The sequence below is a fragment of the Prosthecobacter sp. genome (assembly GCF_044232965.1).
Taxonomy (GTDB): Bacteria; Verrucomicrobiota; Verrucomicrobiia; order Verrucomicrobiales; family Verrucomicrobiaceae; genus Prosthecobacter.
Window position 1 is genome coordinate 61,453 of the sequence record NZ_JBIIKX010000017.1, and the last position, 21,976, is coordinate 83,428.

The 21,976-nt window shown below is 61.1% G+C and carries 18 protein-coding genes; 7 read left to right on the forward strand and 11 right to left on the reverse strand.

The genetic code is table 11. From position 1 onward, the window contains the following. The first annotated feature begins 48 nt into the window (after nucleotides 1–48). From ACILSI_RS09655 to ACILSI_RS09665, 3 genes are all read left to right on the forward strand, one after another. Nucleotides 49–1,707, forward strand: a complete 1,659-nt coding sequence (locus ACILSI_RS09655) for a glycosyltransferase (protein WP_395721665.1) — start codon at nucleotides 49–51, stop codon at nucleotides 1,705–1,707. 9 nt (nucleotides 1,708–1,716) lie between these two features. Further along, on the forward strand, nucleotides 1,717–3,888 hold the full coding sequence (gene glgB, locus ACILSI_RS09660; RefSeq protein ID WP_395721666.1) for a 1,4-alpha-glucan branching protein GlgB: 2,172 nt from the start codon (nucleotides 1,717–1,719) through the stop codon (nucleotides 3,886–3,888). 74 nt (nucleotides 3,889–3,962) lie between these two features. After that, nucleotides 3,963–4,514: a glutathione peroxidase gene (locus tag ACILSI_RS09665; RefSeq protein ID WP_395721667.1), complete on the forward strand. Its 552-nt coding sequence runs from the start codon at nucleotides 3,963–3,965 to the stop codon at nucleotides 4,512–4,514. Between the two features lie 77 nt (nucleotides 4,515–4,591). On the opposite strand, the gene ACILSI_RS09670 is transcribed toward ACILSI_RS09665, so the two are convergent. The 4 genes from ACILSI_RS09670 to lgt all read right to left on the reverse strand — a co-directional run bounded on the left by ACILSI_RS09670 (nucleotide 4,592) and on the right by lgt (nucleotide 7,777). Next, nucleotides 4,592–5,695 carry a PDZ domain-containing protein gene (locus tag ACILSI_RS09670; protein ID WP_395721668.1) on the reverse strand — a complete coding sequence of 368 codons (1,104 nt, stop codon included), beginning with the start codon at nucleotides 5,693–5,695 and terminating at the stop codon, nucleotides 4,592–4,594. A 29-nt stretch (nucleotides 5,696–5,724) separates the two neighbouring features. Next, nucleotides 5,725–6,189: a hypothetical protein gene (locus ACILSI_RS09675; protein WP_395721669.1), complete on the reverse strand. Its 465-nt coding sequence runs from the start codon at nucleotides 6,187–6,189 to the stop codon at nucleotides 5,725–5,727. Next, nucleotides 6,186–6,761, reverse strand: a complete 576-nt coding sequence (locus tag ACILSI_RS09680; RefSeq protein ID WP_395721670.1) for an RNA polymerase sigma factor — start codon at nucleotides 6,759–6,761, stop codon at nucleotides 6,186–6,188. The genes ACILSI_RS09675 and ACILSI_RS09680 overlap by 4 nt, the downstream gene beginning before the upstream one ends. A 65-nt stretch (nucleotides 6,762–6,826) precedes the next feature. Beyond that, entirely contained in the window at nucleotides 6,827–7,777 is a 951-nt protein-coding gene (lgt, locus tag ACILSI_RS09685) for a prolipoprotein diacylglyceryl transferase (protein ID WP_395721671.1), read from the reverse strand. A gap of 117 nt (nucleotides 7,778–7,894) precedes the next feature. Here lgt and ACILSI_RS09690 point away from each other — a divergent pair, with 117 nt between their 5' ends. Then, on the forward strand, nucleotides 7,895–8,692 hold the full coding sequence (locus ACILSI_RS09690) for a hypothetical protein (protein ID WP_395721672.1): 798 nt from the start codon (nucleotides 7,895–7,897) through the stop codon (nucleotides 8,690–8,692). Nucleotides 8,693–8,823: 131 nt separating this feature from the next. Here ACILSI_RS09690 and ACILSI_RS09695 read toward each other — a convergent pair whose 3' ends face one another. Next, nucleotides 8,824–9,855 (reverse strand): aminopeptidase, encoded by a 1,032-nt coding sequence (locus tag ACILSI_RS09695; protein WP_395721673.1) that lies wholly within the window; start codon nucleotides 9,853–9,855, stop codon nucleotides 8,824–8,826. A gap of 39 nt (nucleotides 9,856–9,894) precedes the next feature. Here ACILSI_RS09695 and uxaC point away from each other — a divergent pair, with 39 nt between their 5' ends. Continuing rightward, entirely contained in the window at nucleotides 9,895–11,301 is a 1,407-nt protein-coding gene (uxaC, locus tag ACILSI_RS09700; RefSeq protein ID WP_395721674.1) for a glucuronate isomerase, read from the forward strand. A 40-nt stretch (nucleotides 11,302–11,341) separates the two neighbouring features. On the opposite strand, the gene ACILSI_RS09705 is transcribed toward uxaC, so the two are convergent. Beyond that, the gene (locus tag ACILSI_RS09705) at nucleotides 11,342–12,556 is read right to left on the reverse strand and encodes an MFS transporter (protein ID WP_395721675.1); all 1,215 of its coding nucleotides are present in this window, start codon (nucleotides 12,554–12,556) and stop codon (nucleotides 11,342–11,344) included. A gap of 46 nt (nucleotides 12,557–12,602) precedes the next feature. Next, complete coding sequence (locus ACILSI_RS09710) at nucleotides 12,603–14,702, reverse strand: alpha/beta hydrolase family protein (RefSeq protein ID WP_395721676.1); 2,100 nt, start codon at nucleotides 14,700–14,702, stop codon at nucleotides 12,603–12,605. A 23-nt stretch (nucleotides 14,703–14,725) separates the two neighbouring features. Here ACILSI_RS09710 and ACILSI_RS09715 point away from each other — a divergent pair, with 23 nt between their 5' ends. After that, nucleotides 14,726–16,045 carry a Gfo/Idh/MocA family protein gene (locus tag ACILSI_RS09715; protein ID WP_395721677.1) on the forward strand — a complete coding sequence of 440 codons (1,320 nt, stop codon included), beginning with the start codon at nucleotides 14,726–14,728 and terminating at the stop codon, nucleotides 16,043–16,045. A 48-nt stretch (nucleotides 16,046–16,093) separates the two neighbouring features. Then, nucleotides 16,094–16,732, forward strand: coding sequence for a histidine phosphatase family protein (locus tag ACILSI_RS09720; RefSeq protein WP_395721678.1), 639 nt, complete (start codon nucleotides 16,094–16,096; stop codon nucleotides 16,730–16,732). 11 nt (nucleotides 16,733–16,743) lie between these two features. Here the strand turns inward: ACILSI_RS09720 and ACILSI_RS09725 are convergent, their stop codons facing one another. The 4 genes from ACILSI_RS09725 to ACILSI_RS09740 are packed head-to-tail and all read right to left on the reverse strand — an operon-like array spanning nucleotide 16,744 to nucleotide 21,975. Next, nucleotides 16,744–19,347, reverse strand: coding sequence for a secretin N-terminal domain-containing protein (locus ACILSI_RS09725; RefSeq protein WP_395721679.1), 2,604 nt, complete (start codon nucleotides 19,345–19,347; stop codon nucleotides 16,744–16,746). A gap of 52 nt (nucleotides 19,348–19,399) precedes the next feature. Then, complete coding sequence (locus ACILSI_RS09730) at nucleotides 19,400–20,158, reverse strand: hypothetical protein (RefSeq protein ID WP_395721680.1); 759 nt, start codon at nucleotides 20,156–20,158, stop codon at nucleotides 19,400–19,402. Nucleotides 20,159–20,160: 2 nt separating this feature from the next. Beyond that, complete coding sequence (locus tag ACILSI_RS09735; RefSeq protein ID WP_395721681.1) at nucleotides 20,161–20,727, reverse strand: hypothetical protein; 567 nt, start codon at nucleotides 20,725–20,727, stop codon at nucleotides 20,161–20,163. Between the two features lie 30 nt (nucleotides 20,728–20,757). Beyond that, on the reverse strand, nucleotides 20,758–21,975 hold the full coding sequence (locus ACILSI_RS09740) for a PilN domain-containing protein (protein WP_395721682.1): 1,218 nt from the start codon (nucleotides 21,973–21,975) through the stop codon (nucleotides 20,758–20,760). Nucleotide 21,976 lies beyond the last annotated feature (1 nt).

Genomic DNA, 21,976 nt, shown 5'->3' on the forward strand with positions numbered 1-21,976 from the left:
CATTGAAATTCTTTTTGGCGACGAGTCGTCGCCACTCCATGGTGGCGCATGCGCATCGCCATCCTGCACTACTCCAAACCGCCCGTGATCGGCGGCGTGGAGCGGGTCATCGGTGAGCAGGCCACTGCGTTGCGGAGACTGGGCCATGAGGTGAAACTATGGAGTGCCGACGAGTCGTCGGCCTTCCGAAAATGGCTAGGCGACGACTCATCGCCACTCCATGGGCCGTTTCTCCACCCGATGCGGCCTATTGAGAGGCACCGGCACATCCTGCCGCACTGGCAACAGGATGGTGTCTGGTGCTTCATCACCTGGCGGCTGGCGGATTCTCTGCCGCAGGAGTTCATTGAGACATGGAAAAGCGAGCGAGACGATTGGTTGCTGAAGCACCCGAAACCCTGGAATCCAGAAACGGAGGCTCAATACCACAGCCACTTTTCCGATGCCTACCTCGAACATCTCGACATCGGTTTAGGCTCCTGCGTTTTGAAGCAAACCGACTGTGCTGAGGCGGTCGAGCAGGCGCTGTGCTATTTCGACGGCCAGCGCTACACACTCAAATCCTTCGTCGTCATGCCCAATCATGTGCATGTGCTTGTGCGGCTGCATGACGGCTGGCCGCTTGAACGAGTGATCCAAAATTGGAAAGAGCGCTCGGCGAAGGGCATCAATTCAGCGCTCGGCTCAACCGGACAGGTTTGGCAGAAAGGCTATTTCGACCGCCTTATCCGCAGCGCGGAGCACTGGGAGTTCGTGGATGACTACATCCGGCACAACCCAGAGAATGCTAAGTTGAGGAGCGGTTTTCGCATATGGAGCGTCGACGAGTCGTCGGCCTACAAGTTTGGAGAGGCGACGAGTCGTCGCCCCTCCATAGTTATCGTTCACAATGTCTTCACCATGCCCTTCGACCTCGCCTGGACCGAAGAACTCATAGCGCTGACGCAGTCACGGCCTGATATCCGCTGGATCAATTGGGTTCATGACGTGCGCTGGGCTGAACAGGTGCCGCAGGCCGTGCATGTGGCTGTTTCGGAGCATCGGCGGCAAGAATACGCGAAAGTGACGAAGGAGCCGATTCATGTCATTCCTAACGGTGTGGATGCGGCGGCTGTTTTGGGCCTCACGGAGCGTGTTTCGACATTGAAACTCGAAAACACCGGTCTCGTGCTGCTTCAACCGACACGCTTCGTGCGCCGCAAAAACATCGAACTTGGTCTGCGGGTGCTCGCGGAGTTGCTAGAGGCGGTTTACGTCGTCACCGCAGCTCCAGACCCGCATCAGAGCGATGGAACGATCTATTTCGAGGAACTCAGTGTACTCGCGGAATCGCTTGGAGTTCGAGATCGCGTGGTGTTTCTCGGCGAATCGGGCACTTTGAGTGACGATGACGTGCGCAGCCTCTACCAGATGGCGGATGCATTGTTTTTCCCGAGCACGGCGGAGGGTTATGGGCTGCCACTGATCGAGGCGGCGCTGCATGGCTTGCCGGTCTTCTGTTCGGACATCCCGGCGCATCGGGAGGTGGCGGTAAGTGCCACGTTTTTCAATCTGGACGAGCCCGCAGGGCAGATCGCGGCGAAAATTCGTGAGAATACCGCCGTGCAGGCGCGCCAAGGGCGCCGGGGACTCATGCGGCGGCTGTCCTGGGAGAGAATCGTGCGGGAACGGCTGGAACCGTTGCTTTTGGGCGAGAGCACGCCATGAGTGGCCGAGATGACCCGACATTCGAACAAGTCCGAAATCCAGGCCGCCATCCAGGCCCGGCATCAAAACATCTTCGCCTTCCTGGGTGCGCATGAGGTGGGAGGCGGGAAGCAGGTGGTGCGGACCGTGCAGCCCTACGCCGCTGTGGTGGATGTCATCGTGAACGGCCAGCGATACGAGACGCAAAAACTGCACGAAGACGGCTACTATGAAGCGGTGACGCCCACCGGCCTGTATGAGATCGACATCACCGACCACGAGGGGCTGACGCAGCGGATCGTTGATCCGTACTCGTTTGGCCTGCTGCTGGGCGAGCAGGACGTTTATTTCTTCCGTGAAGGCTCGCACCAGCGACTGTGGGAAATGCTTGGGGCGCGGATGAAGACCGTCGATGGTGTGGAAGGCTGTCAGTTCGCCGTCTGGGCACCGAACGCGCAGCGCGTGAGCGTCGTGGGGGACTGGAACCGCTGGGATGGCCGTGTGCATGTGATGCGGAACCGTATCGAGGCCGGCGTTTGGGAGATTTTCATTCCCGGCCTGCTGGAGAACGCACACTACAAGTTTGAGCTGATCGACAAACACGGTCACATGCGGTTGAAGAGCGATCCGATGGCGAATTACGGCCAGCATGGCTCGCAAACGGCCAGCCTGACCTTTGACATGGAGCGCTACGGCTGGGCGGACAACGAATGGATGCAACGCCGTCCCTCGAACGATCTCTACCACGCGCCCATGAGCATCTACGAGGTACATCCCGGCTCATGGAAGCGGAACGCGAACGATGGCGGCCGCTGGCTGACGTATCGCGAGCTGGCGGATGATTTGATCCCGTATGTGAAGGGCCTGGGCTTCACGCACATCGAGCTGATGGGCATCGCCGAGCATCCCTTTGACGGCTCCTGGGGCTATCAGGTGACGGGTTACTACGCCCCTACGAGCCGTTTCGGAAATCCTGACGAGTTTCGTGAGTTTGTGGACCGCTGCCATCAAAACGGCATCGGCGTGATCCTCGACTGGGTGCCCGGCCACTTCCCGAAGGACGATCACGGCCTCGCGAAGTTCGACGGCACCGCCTTGTATGAACACGAGGACCCGCGTCTTGGCGAGCACATGGACTGGGGCACGCTGATCTTCAATTACGGACGCAACGAGGTGAAGAACTTCCTCGTTAGCAACGCGCTTTACTGGCTGGAGCAGTTCCACATCGACGGCCTGCGCGTGGATGCCGTGGCGTCGATGCTGTATCTCGATTACTCGCGCAACGCGGGCGAGTGGGTGCCTAATCACCTCGGCGGGCGCGAAAACCTCGCCGCCATCGCCTTCATGCGGGATCTCAACCAGGTGTGCTACGAGTTGCATCCCGGCACCACCATCATTGCGGAGGAAAGCACGGCCTGGCCGGGCGTGTCACGCCCGGTGAGCAGCGGGGGCCTCGGTTTCGGCTTCAAATGGAACATGGGCTGGATGAATGACAGCCTGCACTACATGTCGGAAGATCCGGTGCATCGGAAGTATCATCACGGCGAGGCCACGTTCTCGATGATTTACGCCTACGACGAGAATTTCATCCTCGTGCTCAGTCACGACGAGGTGGTGCATGGCAAAGGCAGCCTCATCAACAAGATGCCCGGCGACCGCTGGCAGAAGTTTGCGAACCTGCGCATGTTCCTGGCGTGGATGTGGATGCATCCCGGCAAGAAACTGCTCTTCATGGGCTGCGAGTTCGGCCAGTGGAACGAATGGAAGCATGACGCCAGCCTCGACTGGCACCTTTTCCTTGGCGAGGAGCACAGCGGCCTGCAAAAGCTCGTTAAAGACCTCAATCACCTCTACACCACGCGCCCCTCGCTCCACACGAAGGACCACGAGGCCGGCGGCTTCTATTGGCTCGACGCGAACGACGCTGAGAACAGCATCTTCGCCTTTGCCCGCAGCTCACCCGATGGCGACAAGGTCTATGTGCTCGTCAATGCCACGCCCGTGCCGCGCAAAGCCTACCGCGTGGGTGTTTCTGAAGCAGGCAGCTATCGCGAACTGCTCAACAGCGACGCGGCGATCTATGCGGGCACCGGCCTGAGCGCCGGAGCAGGATTCCAGGCGCAGGAGAAGGCCCATCAAGGCCAGCCTTGGAGTGTGGTTGTCGATCTGCCGCCGCTCGGGGTTCTGGTTCTGGGAAGATGAGAGCGCGGGAAGAATCCGAGTGATGGGCAGGCTGGCGCAATAGCGGCAGGGCTGAGAGCGTTCATGCTGTCCCTATGAAATTACTCACCCTCGCTTCCACCCTTCTTGCCGCCGCCGCGCTTTGCGCCGCAGACGCCCCCAAGTCGCTTTATGACATTCCGTTGAAGAACATCGACGGCAAAGACACCTCCCTGAAGGATTACCAGGGCAAGGTGATGCTCATCGTGAACGTGGCCTCGAAATGCGGCAAGACGCCGCAATACACGCAGCTTGAAGCTCTCAATCAGGAGTTCCAGAAGGACGGGTTGGCCGTGCTGGGCTTTCCCTGCAATGACTTCGGCAAGCAGGAGCCAGGAACCAATGAGGAAATCAAAGAATTCTGCTCCGTGAAGTACAAGGTGACCTTCCCGATGTTCGACAAGGTTGTCGTCAAAGGCCCGGAGCAGCATCCGCTCTATCAGGTGCTCAGCGGCCCGCAGTCGCCGTTCCCCGGCGATGTGAAGTGGAACTTCGGCAAGTTCCTCGTCAGCCGTGACGGCAAGATCCTGAAGCGTTTCGAGCCCGGCGTGAAGCCGGACGCGCCTGAAGTGGTGGAGGCAATCAAAGCAGCGCTCGCGGCGAAATAATCGTTCTCTGAAGTTCCAAACAAAGCGGCGATGGCTCTGGGAGTCATCGCCGCTTTTTTGTGCCGAATGGGAATGACTCAGGCCGAGGTGCTGCGTGCCTGGGGACGGGGCTGGGTGGCATCATTGCCGCCTTCGCGCGGCGCAGGGTTTCTGGGCGGGCCTTCGCCGCCAGGGCCGGGACGCACTTCGATGCGGAGGCCGCTTCCAGCGCCGTCCATCAAGCGCAGCTTGTCGCGGAATTCTTCTGGCACGGCTTTGCGTTCTTCGTCCGTGTTCACCGGCCAGCTCTGCTCCTTGCCGTTGGTGGGGCGGACGGTGAAGGTGGTTTTACCGTCCTCGCGCTTGATGGAGTATTCGCCGGCGTCATCGCGGCGGGTCACGTTCATCGCCTCGTGGGACTCGCTGAAGTTGAAGCGCTGAACGTTGCCATCACGCGGGCCGGGGCCGGGCTGGCGCTCTGTGTTTCCCCGGCGCGGCTGGTGGTCAGGCATGTTGAACATCGGTGCCTGGGGCATGGGCGTGCTTTTGTCTCCCTTCATCCAATTTTGCAGACGCTCCTGGTATTCGCGCATCTCGTTTTGGAAGCGCTCCATCTGCTCGCGCTGTTCGCCGCCCATGTCACGCAGGCCGCGCTGCATCTGCTCCATCTCACGCCCACCAAAGGGCATGCCCATCTGCGGCCAGCCGCCGAAGCCGTAAGGCTGGCGGCGTTCGTTTACGGTCACCATGCGCTCACCGAGCGTGATGGGCATCTGCGTTTCCTTGCCGCCGGTGATGACGGTGAGCTGGGCGATCTCGCCTTTCTTCTTGGAGCGCACCAGGGCCATGAGCTGCTCCATGTTCACGAGCCGCTGGTCTTCGAACTTCACCAGGATGTCATGGGTCTTCAATCCGGCGGCCTGGGCCGGTGATTCGGGCATCACTTCATCAACCATGAGGCCGAAGCCTTCCGGCAGGGAGAATTGGGAACGCAGCTCGGCAGGCACCTCACGCGTGAGCACGCCGATATAGGCCACGGGCTTCTTTTCCTCTGCGAGTGAGTTGGGGTTGCGCGTCGGCTGTGGTTTGACCTCGGCAGGAGCCGCCTCGGTGGGTTTGGGCGCGTTTTTTTCCTCCGGCTGCTGCGCTTGCAGCGGTGCCGCGCCCAGGCAGGCAATGAGGAAGCTGTGTTTGAGTTTCATGATCGGGTGGGGTTCAGGTTGGGGGGAAATCATTGGAAGGAAACCGGCAGCACGAGCTTCTGCTGGCGCGGGTATTCCACGGTCATCTGCGCTCCATCGCGTGGGTCGATCCAGGTCTGTCGCTCGCGTGAAATGACGGTCATGTGCTGTTCTGGCAGACGCTCGGCGCTGTAATGAATGCCGTCGTTTTGCACGTCCTCCCACTCGCGGATGGTGGCGACGGGCAGCACAGCGGGAGTCGTGGCCAGCGTGGTGTTCGAGATGGGTTGCGGAAGGAAGCTCATCACCGCCACGGCAGCGGCAGCTCCCATGGCGGCCCAGCTTGCGGAGGCGAACCAGCGCGGCAGGGGGCGAGGCGTGCGGCGGGTACTCAGCCAGCTCATGTCGAGCTTCAGTTCTTCATCGACTCGCTGCGCGAGGGCAGGGGAGGCTGCGGCTGGCGCAAGGCCGCGCAGCAGGTTTTCGAGGTGGGTGTCATTGGGGTCGTGGTTCATGGCAGGGCCTCCTGGGGGGATGAAAAGGGCAGGATGTTGGGAGCGGAGGGGCTGGTTTCGCCGAGCAGATCGGCTTTGAGCGGGGCGAGCTTTCGCTGCATGGCCTGCAAGGCGTAACGGTAGCGGCCGGCGATGGTGTTGATGGATTCGCCGGTCATGGCGGCGATTTCGTTGAAGGTGAGGTCACCCCAAAGCTTAAGCGTCACGACCTCGCGCTGCTCCTGCGGCAGGGCTTGCAGCGCTTGTTGCACGATCTCGGCGATTTCTTGCTGCCCTGGCTGGGGATCAAAGGAAGGGGCGTTTTCACCGGCGACGGCGATGTCGGACTTTGCCTCGCGATTCAAACGGCGGTTGTCCGAGCGGCGCTGGTCGAGGGCGATGGTGCGGACGGCGGCGTAGAGCAGCGGGATGTGGTTGTTGTCGCCTTCAGGAAAACGCCGCCACCAGCGTACGAAGGCCATTTGGACGACATCCTCGGCATCGGACTTCGAATCGACGAGCTGACGCGCATACAGCACGAGCTGCGGGGCGAGCTGCTCAAAGGTTCGTTTCCAGTCAAAAGAGGGTTCCATGCGGTGCTGGTGTTCGACCAGCCTAACGCCTCCGGGTTCGCCTTTTGTGTGCGTTATCGCAAAAATCAGGCTTGCTGTGTCGCTCCCGGTGGCGATTTGCCCCACTTCAGGCCGTAGCCGATGAACAGACCGCCGACGATGAACATGAAGGTGGAGAAGAACTGACCCTTCGTCAGGCCCAGGATCATGGACGATCCGCTGTCCGGCTGCCGCACAAACTCCAGCGCGATGCGGGCGATGGCGTAAAGGATGAAGAACAGCCCCGTGACGATGCCTTGGCGCAACCGCGGGAAGCGGAGGCGGATGAAGATCAAAATCGCGCTGAGGATGAGTCCTTCGCCCAGCGCCTCATAAAGCTGCGAGGGATGACGAGGGTGCAGCACGGCCTCCAGTTCGGCCCGCCCGCCGCGAAATTTCTCAAAGTGGGCGATGATGTCCGGGCTGTGCTGCAAACCCTCGGGAATCAGCCCCGGCTGGCCGCCTTGGCGGTAAAAGTCCTCATGCATCATCTCCGTGGGAAATTTCACCGCCCACGGCACATTCGTCACACGACCAAACAGCTCCCCATTGATGAAATTCGCGATGCGACCCAGGAACACACCCAGCGGTGCGCCGCAGACGATCGAGTCGCCGATGCCCGCCCAGGAAATCTTGTGCTTCCAGGCATACCAGCCGCAAAACAGCGTGGTGCCAGCGATGCCGCCATGACTCGCCATGCCACCTTGGTTGAGCAGGAAGAAAATCCACGGCGCGTGGATGAACTCGTCAAAGTTATACAGCAGCAGGTAGCCAAGCCGCCCGCCGAGCACGAGGCCGAAGATCGACACCATCGTGATGAAGTCTGCCACCGCCTCCTCCTTGATCTCCGACAGCCCCCGCCGCGCCAGGAAGCGCATCACGAGGTAGGTCAGGTAGAAACCCAGCACATACGACAGCCCGTACCAATGCACGGCGATCTTCTCCGTGAATTTGAGCAGGTGCGGGCTGAGATCGTGCAGGTAGTAAGCGAAAATCATGGTCGATGAAGCCGTCATGATGGCGAGTCAGTTCGGTTTCGCGACGGGAAAAGTGTGACGTGCCGCGCCCTTCTCAAGATTGACTTGCGATGGGCTCCGCTCTAATCCAGCGCACCTATGAAACACATGTTTTACCTGATGGTGATCGGTTTGGGACTCGCTTTGACCGCAGGTGCGCATGCCGCTCCGAAGCTCTCTGGCTCGGTCCCGTATCAGTTCGGCGCTGGCAACACCACCGTCACGATTGGCTGCGACGCCATCACCAACAGCAGCAGCGAAAACGCCACCGGCACCATCCAGGTGCAGTTGTGGGCGCTCAAAGAAAAATACGTCAGCAGTCGGATCAGCGGGCATGTCATCGCCAGCTTCAAACTCGACGGGTTGGAGGGCGGCAATCAGTACAAAGGTCTCAAGAAGACCCTGAAGACGACCATGCCAGCCCAGCGGGGCAGTTACTTCCTCTGCCTCACCGTGACTGAGTACCGTGAAGGCGGCTACGTCATCACCGACTTCCGCAATTACACCAACGCCGTCATGCTTGGCCCGCTCAAGACCTTTACCCTGCTCGGTCCCTGGAGCTGGCAGACGAATCCTGAGGCAGGCACGATCAGCATGAAGGTGAAAAAGATCAGCCACACCCGCAGCGGCGGCACCGGTTCCCTCAAGCTCAGCGTCTGGGCCACCACCAAGCCCGGCTTCTCCAACAAAACCGGCGGCACCTACTATGAGATGGGCAGCGTGGTCAAAAAGGCTCTCCAAGCCGGCTACAACTACAGCGACGTGGAAAACACCGCCAAGTACAAGCGCCCGCCCTCCGGCACCTATTACCTCTGGCTCGTGCTCTTGGAGTTCAACGGCAAAGAGTATGTCACCATGGCCACCCTCGGCTCTGAGAAGCCCTACACCTTCAAGTAAGCTCCCGGAAGGCGTGGCAAGCAACGACGTACAGGGGCACCGAGATTGCGAGTGAGAGCTAAGTCTAGGGGGCGTGCCATGTGGCGGCGGTTCGTTGCCACTCCTTGACAGTTCCTCCGATTTCCCTCGTCTCAAGGCGTGCCCAAAACATTGAGGCGTTCCTCATCACTGAGCTTGCGCATCGACGCCACCTCGTGGTGGAAGGCTTCGAGATTGCCATGATGTTGCTTCAGCAGTCGTTCAAAGCCGGGAACGAGCGTGTAGTAGGTGGCGATGGTGTTGAGGCGGGCGTTGTTCCATGAACTCAGTCCGTTTTGGCTCCGCACCTTGGTCTGCGGGCCTTGGGCCCCGGCGCGGCGCAGCATGTTTTCGAACACGCGCTGTTTGGCGAGGCGCTCGGTCTCGATGCTGCGGTAAGTGTAGGAATAGACCTGTTTGAGTTTCTCACGCGTGTCCAGCAGCAAGCGGACGGTCTTGCGGCTGCGCTGCAAGCCGGCCTCGTAGGCGCGCAGGCCGGCGAGGTCATTCTTCGAGCGCAGCCAACGGCGCACACCGTCCTCGGCGTTGGCGGTGGCGAAGGCCTCGTTGAAGTCGGTGTCGCCAGGAATGAAGGCCTTGGCGTGGGTCAGCTCGTGGAAGATGAGCTCGGCCAGCTCGTGGTCACTGCGGTGCAGAAAGGTGTTCAGCACCGGGTCTTTGAAGTAGCCGAGTGTGGAGTAGGCCTCGACACCGCCGACGAAGACATCGAGTCCCTGCTGGCGCAGGCGCTGGCCTTCCTTCCGCGCGTCTTGTTCCGCGAAGAAGCCGCGATACTTCAAATTTCCGACGAAGGGATACCACCAACGCTTCGCCTCGATGGAAAACTCCGGTGCGGCAAAGACCACCCACACGACGTAGGGCCGTTTCAGGTCGCAGTATTTGCCGAAGCTCTTGGTGGGCAGCCGCAGATCACTGGCGGCAAAGGCGCGCAACTCCTCGATGAGCCGCAGTCGCTGCTTCACGCGGTCTGCCACGCTGGCATCGGCCAGGACCTTGGCATTGGGCCGTGATTTGCGCCAGATTTCCATCTGCCCGCCCACAGCCTGGGTGTAGAAGCTGACGGTGCCGCACGAGCACACCAGCAGGGCCGGGAGGAGCGCGAACCAGTTGCGTGCGATCATCATCGCTCCAGTTTAGCGGGCCATTCCCAACCGCAAACCGCAATGTCCTTCATCCACGACGATTTCCTGCTCAGCACCAAGGCCGCCAGCCGCCTTTACCACACCTTTGCCAAAGATGAGCCGATCCTGGACTATCACAATCATCTGCCGCCGAAGGACATCGCGCAGAACCGTCAGTTCAAGAACCTGTTCGAGATCTGGCTTGAGGGCGACCACTACAAATGGCGCGCACTCCGCTGCAACGGTGTGCCGGAGGAGTTCATCACTGGCAAGGCCAGTCCGCGTGACAAGTTCATGGCCTGGGCCAAAACCGTGCCGCACACCCTGCGCAATCCGCTCTACCACTGGACGCACCTCGAGCTGAAGCGCTACTTTGGCATCGACACGCTGCTCAACGAAGAGACCGCTCCTGCGATCTGGGAGCAGACCGAGGCCGCGCTGGCAAAGCCGGAGATGAGCACGCGCGGCATCCTGCGCTCGCAGAAGGTGAAGGCGCTCTGCACCACAGACGATCCCATCGACGATCTCGCGTGGCACAAGAAGTGCGCTGCTGACGGTTTTGAGGTGGGCGTCTATCCGACCTTCCGCCCGGACAAGGCGCTGGCCGTGCATCAGCCCGAGGCCTGGAACGCGTGGTGTGACAGGCTCAGCGCTGCCAGCGGCATCGAGGTGAAGAATTACGATTCGCTGCTCCGTGCCTTGGAAAAACGTCATGATTATTTCCATGAGATCGGTTGTCGGCTTTCGGATCACGGCTTGAACACTGCGCACAGCCGCTTCGTCCCCGAAATCCGTGCGGAAAACATCTTCAGCAAGGCACGGCGTGGCAAGGCTGCCACCGAGCAGGAGCACGACGAGTTTGCCAGCAACCTCATGCTGCATGTTGGACGCCTGAACGCCGCCAAAGGCTGGACCATGCAGCTTCACCTCGGCCCGGTGCGCAACAACAACAGCCGCCTGGCCCGCGAAATCGGCGCGGATGTGGGCTGTGATAGCATCGGCGACTGGCCTCAGGCGGAGCCGCTCTCCCGTTTCCTCGACCGTCTCGACACCGAGAACGCGCTGCCGAAAACCGTGCTCTACAACGTCAACCCGACCGCCAACTACGTCTTCGGCACCATGGCGGGGAATTTTGCCGACGGCACCACGCCGGGGAAGGTGCAGTTTGGCTCGGGCTGGTGGTTCGTCGATCAGAAGGAAGGCATGGAGTGGCAGATCAACGCCTTGAGCAATCTCGGCCTGCTGAGCCGCTTCATCGGCATGCTCACCGACAGCCGTAGCTTCATGAGCTTCCCCCGCCACGAGTACTTCCGCCGCACGCTCTGCAACCTGCTGGGCAGCGACATCGAGGCCGGTCTCATCCCGAACGACGACGCGCTTTTGGGCAGCATGGTGAAGAATATCTGCTACGCGAACGCCAAGGCCTATCTTGGGCTCAAGGTGGCCTGATGCCGACTGGGCATCAGACCTTCGTCTTGCTGAAGCTATATCAAGCCTGCTTGGAAGCCGCTTTCTGCGGCTCCCGGAAGAAGATCATGAACAACACCAGCACCCCCACGGCGATCCAGGCTGGAGTGGCCCAGATGGCGGACCAGTCGTGCGTGATGTCGCCTTTCGGCGTGGCGAGTTTGTGCTGATCCATGAAGTAACCGGCCAGGTAAGTGCCGACGAGTGATCCAAAGCCCCAAAGGATGATGGCGATCAGGCCCTGAGCCGCGCCACGAATACGTTCATTCGCCTCGTCATCGACATAAAGCTGTCCGGCGATGAACAGGAAGTCGTAGCAGATGCCGTGTAGCAGGATGGCACCGAAGATGAGCACGGTGCCGGTGCTGGCGGCGCTGGCGCTGAGCATGAAGTAGCGTGCCGCCCAGGCCAGGATGCCGAGGAAGATGGTTTTCTTGTAGCCGAGCTTCTTGAGCATCAGCGGCAGCAGCACGAGGAAAACGATGTCGGAGACCTGCGCCAGCGTCATCTTCTGCGCCATGTCTGCCCACTTCAATTGGGTGAGGTAGGTGCCCATGTTCACGAAGTAGAAGTACAGCGGGATGCAGATGAGGAACATGCACAGGATGAAGATGGCAAAGGTGGGCTTCTTCAGCAGCGCCAGCGCATCGAGGCCGAGAACCTCGCTCAGCGGCACGTTCTGGCCTTTTTTCTTCGGCGGTGTGTGTGGCAGTGTCAGTGCGAAGAGGCCGAAGACCATCGAGGTGCCGCCTGCGAGGTAGTATTGCAGCGGCGACTGCTCGCCCTTCAACTGGCTGAGCACCACACCGCCCGCGATCCAGCCCACGGCGGAGAAAATCTTTACGAAGGGGAAATCCTTCTTCGCATCGGCCAGATGGGTCATGGAGATCGAGTTCCCCAGCGCGAGCGTTGGCGCGTAGAGCGTGCAGTAGAGGATGAGCGTGGGATAGACGCTGCCGAAGGTCTTCAACTGCGGGATGAAGAGCATCACCAGGCCACCGGCGATGCCGAGCACCGCGATGATTTTCTCCGAGGCAAAGAAGCGATCTGCGATCAAGCCGACGATGAAGGGCGAGAGAATCGCACCCCAGGCGAAGGCGCCATAAGACGCGCCGATTTCAGTGCCGGTGAAGTTCAGCGTGCCGAGATACGCTCCCAGCGTCATGTACCAACTGCTCCAGATGAAGTACTGGAGAAACATGAAAGTCGAGAGCTTGAACTTGAGCTGTGTTTGCATGGCGGCGGTGTTGAGTTGCGGTTTGAAGTCGGGAATCGTGAGGGGATCATTTCATGCCATCGGCGGCACCCCATGGTTCTAAGAGCCGGAGATTACGGGATTTTAAGCCGACGTAGCAATCGGGAAGATCGAAATGCTGCAGCACCTGCGGAAGCATGAAGGCGGTGGGCCACTGCTGGTCATCGTGAACGGCCAGCTCATGAAAGGAGCTGAGCGCATGCTTCAGCGTGACCTGTTTGACCTCGCGGCTGAGCAAGGCGGCAAAAGCGGCGGGCAGAGCGCCCCAGCCTTGACCGGCGATGTGAATCTCCGTGTGACCGGCAGCGGCAAGAAGCTGGATGACACGCAGCACATCGAAAGTGCGCTGGCCGAGCAGCGGGCGGTCGAGCATCTGGCTGTAGGCGGCGTAGAAGTAGTGGCTGCCGTAGCGGCCGTTGAATTGGTTCGCACCGCAGGTGTCGGGCTGCGAGTCGCCGATGCCGCGCACATCGCAGGCAAAGAAGGCCGCGTCAGGCGAGGCGGCGATGAGTTCTTGCACGAACGGATCACCGCGCAGCTCGGCATCGGCAGAGCGATGCGAGATGTAGAGCACGGCTTTGCTCAAGCCGCGTGGCAGGCGCGAGGTGAGCGCTTCATCGCTCAAACGAGTGACCACCGCATGAATCAGCGGCTCCGTTTCGACCGCGTAGGTGCAGTAAGCCTTGGTCGGATATTTGCGCGCACCCACGCTGCGCAGGATGCGGTAGTCAGGCGGTGTGTTCGCCAGCGCTGGCAGTTTCAATGTTTCACGCACTGTTTTCTGCAAGGCTTCAGCGGTGAGGTGTTTGCGTTTGGCCGCCAGATTGTCCGCTTTTTCCCGCGTGAACGACATCAGCGTGCGCGAACCGGCTTCGGCCACCTGACCGCGTGGCGTGCAGAGCAGGTCCGCGTCTTTTTCGACCGTGATCGTGGGCTCGGCGGCTGCGGCGGGAATGCCGGTGACTTTGCCGAAGAAGCGATACATCGCCTCGCGGTTCGACTGCGTGTAGCCGTGCGGATCAGGGCCGATGTGGAGCTGGATGTTCTCCGGCTTGCCGAGCAACGTGTAGAGCTTCTTGAGGCGTTCGTAAGTCTCCGTGGAGCCGCGTGCGTCGAAGTAATCCTTCTCCTGCGCCATGATGATGACCGGTTTCGGAGCCATGGCGGCCAGGAAATCGCAGTGATCAAGATCATGCGCCAAAACACGCGGCGGGCACTGCTCCATGTCCTGCGGCAGTTCGTTTTCGGCATCGCGGCGGAAGGTGGTGATGAAGCAGGACGGTGCCCCCATCGTGAAACGCGGCTCCATGCCGCAGAGCCAGGTCGTTTGCGTGCCACCGCCGGAGTTTCCGGTCACGCCGAGGTGCTTGGGGTCGATTTCTTGGCGCGTGAGCAGGTAATCGAGTGCCCGCATGGCATCCCACACGAACCAAGTGCCAAGAAACTCGCCGATCAGCGCCTGCGGTCCGCCCATCTGATTGTGCTCGGACGTTCCACCGCCGAGACGAGAGCCAAGCTTCTCGTTCAAATACTGAAACCGCTCGCCCTGTCCGGCGGGATCAATGATGAAACAGGCCTGGCCTTGCCGCGCGAGTCCTTGGGCGAAGCTTTGATAAGCCTCCGCTGCCTTGCCATTGAGCGAGTGCCCGCAAACACCGATCACACCGGGGACGGGGCCTTTGCGTTCTGTTGGCAGGTAGAGATTGCCGGTGACGAGAAAGTTCGGACGGCTCTCAAAGACGATGTTTTCGATGCGGTAACCATCGCGCTCCAAGGTCTTCGTTACTTTGGCGTTCAGCGGCGTTTTTTCCGGTAGAGGGCCAAAACACTGACGGATGCGCTCTTGAACCGACTTCACGTAAGCCTCGGCATCGGCTTTTGTTTTCAAAGCGTCGCGCCGGGCATTGCCACGAGCTTCAGCGGCACGGACTTCGGCCACCAGCCATTCCTGCATCATGCGGGGGAAGCGATTCAAGGCTGGAACGGCTGCCGCTGGAGTTGTGGCCGCAGTTTGCGCCAGCGCGGTGCTCGTGCTGGCGAAAAGCGACTGCATCACGGGCCAGCTCAGGAGGCCCAGGCAGGTGGTTTGAAGGAATTCACGACGGCGGGGCAGGGGGGAGGAGTCCATGAGTGAGTGGCGTGAATTCGAGCGTGATCAATATCGGAAACGATCTGCGTTTCTTTCCCATGCACACGCCTGCTTCTCCGAATCGTCGTCAATTTCTTCGCACTGCTGTTCCTTTCATCGTTTCCGCCGCCACTTTGGGACGTGCAGGGGCGGTATCGCCGAATGGAAAAATCCGCATCGCCTGCATCGGTGTGGGTGGCCAGGGCACGAGCAACCTGCGTGCGCTGATGGGCGATGAGCGCGTGCAGATCGTCGCCGTGTGTGATGCGGATGCGCAGCATGCCGAGGCGGCGGCAAAGCTCGCCGGATTGTCGAAGGGCGATGTGTACCGCGATTTTCGCGAGGTGCTGGCCCGTAGCGATGTGGACGCGGTCATGAATGCCACGCCGGACCACTGGCACTCGAATGTGGCCATCGCTGCCGCGAAAGCGGGCAAGGATTTGTATTCGGAGAAGCCGCTGGGCGCGAGCATCGTCGAAGGCCGCGCCATCTGCCGTGCGGTGGAGGAAAACAAGCGCGTGCTGCAATGCGGCACCTGGCGGCGCTCGGGTATGAAGGTGCGCATGGCCTGTGAGCGTGTGCGCAACGGCTACATCGGTGAATTGAAGGAGATCGAGATCGGTGTGCCGGGCAAGTTTGCCATCCGTGGTGGTGTCACCGGCCTGGAGGCGACGCAACCGGTGCCTGCGCACTTCGATTACGCCATGTGGCTTGGCCCGGCGGCGGAGAAGCCTTACACAGCGGCCCGTTGCCATTTCAACTTCCGCTGGATCGAGGAATACGCGCCCGGCTACATCACTGACTGGGGCGCGCACTTCCTCGATGTGGCACAATGGGGCGCGGGCATGGATGAAACGACGCCGACCGAAGTCAGCGCCACCGAGGTGAAGCGCCGCGACACGGGCATCTACGATGCCGCCGAGAGCTTTCGCATCGAATACCGCTACGCCAACGGCGTGCGTGTGGTCATGCTCAGCACGGACGACAAGACGAAGTGGGGCACCAAGTTCATCGGCAGCGAAGGCTGGATCTACACCGAAGCGGAGGTGCTCAAGGCCAGCTCGGACGACATCCTGCGCGTGAAGCTCAAGGACAGTGACGTGAAGCTCTACGAATCGAAGCATCATCACCGCAACTTCATCGACGCCGTGCTTTCTCGTGGCCGCACCGCCGCCACGGCGGAGATCGCCCAGCGTGCCGCCACCACCTGCCACATCGGTGCGATTTCGGCGGTCCTGAACCGTCCGCTGAAGTTTGATCCGAAGGCCGAACGGTTTGAAGGCGACGAGCAGGCCAATCAGATGCTGCTACGGCCCATGCGCGAGGCTTGGAAGATCGCGTGATCGCAGCCACGGCTTGCGTCGCACTTCGGCCTGTTTCATAGACAGGGAGTGAAAGCCCATCTTCCGAATCATCCCACGCAGCTTTATTTCATCCGCCACGGCGAGGTGGAGGAGAAGTATCACAAGGTCTTCGGCGGATCGCGCATCGACATGGCGCTGTCGCCTTTGGGCCAAAGACAGGGCGAGGCGGTGGCGAATTGGTTGAAGGACACGAAGATCGACAAGATCTATGCGAGCCCGATGCTGCGGGTGCAGCAGACGCTGGCACCTTCGGCGAAACAGCGTGGTCTGGAGCCGGAGATGATGCCGGGGCTGCGTGAGATCGACTTTGGCGACTGGACGGGGCACCGCTGGGATGAGGTGCAGTCGAAGTTCGGCGTGAGCGCCTTTGACTGGCTGGAAATCATCGAGAGCAACGGCATTCCGAACGGTGAGAGCGTGGCAGGCATCCGGTCACGCGTGCAGGAGTGCCTGATCCGCATCGTGAACGCGCATCCGCATCAAAAGGTGGCGGTGTTTTGCCATGGTGGGATCATCCGCGTGATGATCGCACTCTTGCTGGAGTGGCCGCTGGCGCGCATGGCGCATTTCAACATCGAATACGGCAGCATCTCGGTGGTGGAGTTGCTGCCGGAACGGAAGCATGCGGTGGAGATCGAACTGCTGAACTTCCAGCCGCCCGTTTAACGAGGCTGGAGCTACTGCGGGTCATCCTCCCGGCTGAACATGCGCTGGAGGAGGTTTTTCTTCTTGGGGGCGGGAGGAGGGGGAATGACGACTGGAACGACTTTCTGGGGAAAGCGCTGGGCGGCTTCGGCTCCGACCTTGGTGCGCATATCCTCGTCCATGGAAGTATTGCGCACGCCCATGTCATCTGTGACGACCTGGGGCTGGATGAAGACGATCAGTTCCTTGCGGACGGTGCTGTCGGTGTCGGTGCGGAAAAGTTTTCCGAGGCCGGGGATTCTGCCGAGGATGGGCAGGCCCTGCTTGTCCTTGGTTTTTTCCTCGGAGATGAGGCCGCCGAGGACGATGGTGTTGCGATCAGGGACGGTTACGGTGGTGACGAGCTGCTCGGTGCCGATGATGGGCACTTCGTTGGGCTGCACGAGCTGGGTGCCGACGACGGTGTCGTTGACCTGAGCGACGGTGAGCGTGACTTCGCCGTCGGAATTGATCAGTGGGACGACTTCGAGCTTCAGCACGACATCGCGATACTCAATGGTCGTGGTGGTGTTGCCCTGAGCGGCACCATTATTGGCAAAGGTGGTCTGCTGAGAAGGGACGGGGATTTGGCGGCCGGAGGTGATGACGGCTTTCTTGTTGTTCAAGGCGAAGACCGAGGGACGGGAGAGAATTTTGAAGTTGTTGTTGGTTTCGAGGGCTGTGACGAAGACCTCCAAGCTGTCGCCGATGGCACCGTAGAGATTCAGGCCGCTGGCGGGGCCGAACGCAGTGGTGATGGAGTTGGTGCGCACGTCACTGATGGCGCGTGTGGTGGCGTTTCCAGTGAGCAGGTCCGTACGGTTGGTGAAGCCGCTGGCGGTGAAGTTGGATGCCTGGCCGTTGCGATTGCGAAGACCGGAGATGTAATCAACGCCAGAGGTCAAGGTGTCACTGAGTGTCAACTGGCCGATGACAGTGGCTAGATAGACCTGCGCAGGCTTGCGGTCGAGCTTGTCGAGAAGGCTAGTGGCCTTGTCGATGGATTCCTTGGGGCCGATGACGAGAATGCAGTTGGCCATGGGATCGGCGATGACACGCGTCTTGCCGACGAGAACTGAAACGGGTGCGTTGTCTTCGCTGGGACCGGAGATGACATCGGCGCGTGAACCAATACCGCTGCTGGCGGTTGTGGTGGCGCTGTCAGAGGAGGCGGCACCAGCGGTGCTGCCGACGGTGCCGCCACGGGTGCCCTGGGTGTTGCGTCCGCCGAGGAGCTGGCTGCTGTTGGTGGCGAGCGCCTGCTGTCGTTGCTGTTGAATGGTGCCACCTCCGGGGAGCTGGGTGGTGCCTGAGGCGGGATCTTGGAGCAGATCGACCACGGCGCTGAGCACGTCGATGGCGGCGGCGTATTTCAACCTGCGTTCGTAAGGCTCCGCGACCTCGACGGGCTTGTCGAACTCGGCAATGAGGCTGGCGATGTAGGTGTAATCCGCCGGGGAGGAAACGACGAGAACCTGGTTGAGACGAGTGTCGGCAACGACTTGGGCGCTGGGCTGAGGTGCCTGGGCGTTGGGATTGACCTGCACGCCATTGATGAAGATGGGCTGCTGGGGCTGCGACGGGCGCTGCTGGCTGCTGTTGTTATTGTTGTCGTTGCCACGGTTTTCGCGGCCGTCACTGGCGGCGCTGCCACGGATGGTGTTCACGCCTTTGGTTTCTTTTTCCTGGGCCTGGGCGGTCAGCGTGGCCTGGATGATCTGCGCGATGGTGGCCGCATCGGCGAATTTGATGGGGATAAATTTGGTGACGAGCGAGGAGCCGGTGTCGCCAACGTCGATGGTGTCGCGGATGCTGATGAGCTGCTTCACGACGGTGGCGCTTTCCGTGATGAGCAGGCCGGGCGGCGTGGTGACAGCGGTGATGCGGCCATAGGCACCGAGGCCGACGTGGCCGGAGAACATGGTGGCCGCGTCCTCGGGCGCGAGGAAATCCAGCTTCATGAAGTAGGACACGATGCTCTCATTGTCCGGGATGTCCTTCGGGCTGGTGTAAAACGTCAGGCCATGGGAGAACTGCACGGCGTTGGCGCTCTGATTGCGTGCAGGGAGGATCTTGGCGCTTTTGCCGCCAGGTTCCTTGACGATGGCGTAGCCGTTGGTGAGGAGCGAGGCCTCGATGAGCTTGATGGCCTCATCCTTGGCCACGGGCTTCGGCGTGACGAGGCTGATCTGCGCGCCTTCGAAGATGTTGGTGTCTTTGATGAGCGTGAGGCCCGTGAGCTTTTCGTAGATAGCGAGGATGTCGGCCACCGGGTTGGCGGCAAACTGCATCATGACCATGTCCCCGGTGATGGTGAAGGTTTCCCCTTCACCAGGAGTCGTGCCCATGCCTCCCGCCTCGCCAAAGCCACGGCGCGTGCCGAAGCCACCGCGTCCGCCGGGCGGGAAGCCGCCACCGGGGCCGAATCCAGTGCCTGGTGCGCCAGGAGCCGGTGCTGCGGCCGGTGTGGTGCCACTTGCCGCAGGAGCAGTCGGAGCGGGGGCTGTCGGTGCTGCTGGCGCGGGAGCATTCTGGCCAGGGGCCAGATGAGGCAGGAAGGAAGCGGTGAGGACGAGGGCAAAAAAGCGGCGATGCATGAACGGGGTCGGGGAAAAGTGACGGGCGAGCGGGATGATGAAGCGTGGCAGGTTAACGCCCGCCCTTGTCTTCCTTCTCAATTCTTTCGAAGACGCTGCGGATGGCGGTGCGGCGGTCTTCTTCGGAGGCATTGCGGAATTTTTCGTCACTGAACTTCTGGCGCAGCTCGTCGCGGAACTTGTCCTTGGCCTTGTCGGAGAGGGACTCGTACTTTTTGCGATCCTCCTCGCTGGGGCCGCGGTTGCTACGGCTAAAACGATCTCCGCTGCCGGGAGGGGGAGGCCCACCAGGCGGACCATCGGGCCTTGGCCCCTTGTCCTTGCGCATGTCATCCTTACTCAGTGAGGTGTGGCGGATGCTGAAGGTTTCACCGGCGATGGCGATCTGGGCCTGCGCGTAGTCGATTTTATCCGAGGGTCTGGCCCCTACGAGCTTCCAGCCTTTGAGGTTCGGCTCGTCGGAGACGACGATGGACTGCTTGGCCACTTTGTCGAAGATGGTCACGACTGGCTTGCCATCGACGTAGGCCATGCCGGTGAGCACGAGCGAGTCGGAGATGCTGACAATCCGCGTGAAGGGCGAGTTTTCGACGACGGCGGCGAGCGTGTTCGGATCAAAGGGCTGCGGCAGATCAGGATCGACCGGCCCGGCTGGCACTGCGGTGGCCGTGGCGGCCGGGAGCGTGGGGTCCAGGTCGTCTCCAGGTAGCGGCACGAGGTCCGCCGTGGTCAGCGGGGCGGCCACCGACGCTTCCTGCGCGGCCAGAGGCGCGAGCATGCAGGTGAAAAATAGAAGCAGCGTCGGTTTCATGGTCAAAGTCCGGTGTCTGGCTTGAACCAGCGGGCCAAGACGAGGTTGCAGAGCACCTGCGGGGTCTTTTCTTTGGCCTTGGAGTCGATCTCGATCTCGAGCTGCTTGATGGCTTGAAATTTTTCCGGGGATTGCAGCGAGGCGAGCCAGCCGAGCACGGTGGGCTGGTCCCCGCGCAGCCGCACCTCAATGGCGGCCTCGCGATACACGGCGGCGTTGTCTTTGCTGTCCTTGGACTCTGGCAGCAGCACGGGCTGCTTTTGAAACTGCAGCTCGTAGTCCAGTGCGACGTTTTGAATCTCTTCCAGCAACTGGGCCTGGGCGGTGCCGAGGCTTTCGGTGGCGGGCATTGTTTCGCGCAGCCAGCGGGCGCGTTTTTCCCAGAACTCGCGATCAGCCAGATAGCCTTCGTTTTCCTGCTTTTCGGCCTCCAGGGCGGAGATCTTCGCCAGCGCGGCGGTGCGGCGGTCGAGGAACTGCTTCAAAACAATGAACGTGGCCATGAGTACCAGCGCGGCGATGCAGGCGCCGAGGAGATTTTTTTCACGTTGGGTGAGGGCGAGGGCCATGAGCGGGGAATGACAAATACAGAATGACGGTCAAAGCAGCTTGCCCTGGGCACGGAAATTGGCGGTGGTGCCTTTGAGTTCGGGGCGCGGCGCGGTCCACTGGTAGCGGCTGAGGATGCGGTTCTTTTTGATGTCCTCGACGAACTGCACGGCGAGCTGCGCGTCCCGTGCCTCGCCACGGAGTTCGATTTCGTCGCCCTTCACTTCGAAGTCACGGATGACGATGCCGCTGCCAGGCATGATGCGGTTGATCTCGGCCAGCAGGAACATGGGGTAGCGTTTCGGCTCGATGGCCGGCGCGAGGGCCTTCCAGCGCTGGGTGGCCTGACGAACGGCGGCGGCGGGCTCCTTGGTGAGCTCGACCTCCTCGGTCAGGCGCGCGGCGCGTTGCTCCTGGTAATGCAGATAGGCGAAGGCCAGAAAGGCCAGCGACACATACAGCATGCCGCCCAGGACGAAGGCACGGGTGATTTTCCCACGGCGCGTGCTGCTGATCTGCGCGTGACGAATGTCGGCGGGGAGCATTTTGCCCCAGTCACGCGTGTCGAGCGCGGTGTTCGGAGCCAGATCGGCCACGATGCGCACCGGCAGTTCAAGGACCGAGCTGAGGCGGGTGCAGATGGCACGCTCAAAATTGGCACCCACCAGCGCCACGCCGGTGATGCTGTCGATGCCGAGTTCAGACTCCAGCGTGAGCCTTGCCAGCGTGATTTCCAAGGCTAGCGCTTCTTCAGTGGCGGGCGTTTGGGCGAAAATGTGGCTGTGATACAGCTTGCCCTGATGGCTGGCGGCCAGAACGAGGTCTCCCTGCTCTTCAATGATGACGAGATGTCCCGTAGGAAGCTGCGCCAGCCGCAGGGCAGCGGTGTAATCACTCGCATGCTGCGCGGCTAGGGCGGTGGGAAACGGATCGGTCAGCAGATCGACGCTGACGATGCACTGGCCGCCCTGGGTGCCCAGCAGATGCCAGCGGTAGTTTTTGCCCGCGCTGTCCTGCTCCAGCTTGAAACCCCGGCGCTCAAGCTGAGTGGCGATGATCTGCTCCAGCAGGTCGCTGTCCGTCTGCGGCAGAATGAGGCCGACGGTACGGCAGGCGGCGGCAGGCAGGCCAATGACGAGCAGTTTGCCCAGATGCGCGGTCTCCGCCGGGCTTTCCACAGCTTCCGTGGAGGTGCTCGCCCGTGGCTTCCACACACGCCAAGCGGCATCAGGGGCGGGGAGGAGCAGAGTGGCGGCAGAAAGGGACATT

Coding starts and splice junctions, on each gene's coding strand:
- ACILSI_RS09655 (WP_395721665.1), top strand. CDS start 49: ATGCGCATCGCCATCCTGCACTACTCCAAACCGCCCGTGATCGGCGGC.
- ACILSI_RS09740 (WP_395721682.1), bottom strand. CDS start 21,975: ATGTCCCTTTCTGCCGCCACTCTGCTCCTCCCCGCCCCTGATGCCGCT.
- ACILSI_RS09670 (WP_395721668.1), bottom strand. CDS start 5,695: ATGAAACTCAAACACAGCTTCCTCATTGCCTGCCTGGGCGCGGCACCG.
- ACILSI_RS09725 (WP_395721679.1), bottom strand. CDS start 19,347: ATGCATCGCCGCTTTTTTGCCCTCGTCCTCACCGCTTCCTTCCTGCCT.
- ACILSI_RS09705 (WP_395721675.1), bottom strand. CDS start 12,556: ATGCAAACACAGCTCAAGTTCAAGCTCTCGACTTTCATGTTTCTCCAG.
- ACILSI_RS09665 (WP_395721667.1), top strand. CDS start 3,963: ATGAAATTACTCACCCTCGCTTCCACCCTTCTTGCCGCCGCCGCGCTT.
- ACILSI_RS09695 (WP_395721673.1), bottom strand. CDS start 9,855: ATGATGATCGCACGCAACTGGTTCGCGCTCCTCCCGGCCCTGCTGGTG.
- ACILSI_RS09730 (WP_395721680.1), bottom strand. CDS start 20,158: ATGAAACCGACGCTGCTTCTATTTTTCACCTGCATGCTCGCGCCTCTG.
- glgB (WP_395721666.1), top strand. CDS start 1,717: ATGACCCGACATTCGAACAAGTCCGAAATCCAGGCCGCCATCCAGGCC.
- ACILSI_RS09675 (WP_395721669.1), bottom strand. CDS start 6,189: ATGAACCACGACCCCAATGACACCCACCTCGAAAACCTGCTGCGCGGC.
- ACILSI_RS09690 (WP_395721672.1), top strand. CDS start 7,895: ATGAAACACATGTTTTACCTGATGGTGATCGGTTTGGGACTCGCTTTG.
- uxaC (WP_395721674.1), top strand. CDS start 9,895: ATGTCCTTCATCCACGACGATTTCCTGCTCAGCACCAAGGCCGCCAGC.
- ACILSI_RS09680 (WP_395721670.1), bottom strand. CDS start 6,761: ATGGAACCCTCTTTTGACTGGAAACGAACCTTTGAGCAGCTCGCCCCG.
- lgt (WP_395721671.1), bottom strand. CDS start 7,777: ATGATTTTCGCTTACTACCTGCACGATCTCAGCCCGCACCTGCTCAAA.
- ACILSI_RS09710 (WP_395721676.1), bottom strand. CDS start 14,702: ATGGACTCCTCCCCCCTGCCCCGCCGTCGTGAATTCCTTCAAACCACC.
- ACILSI_RS09735 (WP_395721681.1), bottom strand. CDS start 20,727: ATGGCCCTCGCCCTCACCCAACGTGAAAAAAATCTCCTCGGCGCCTGC.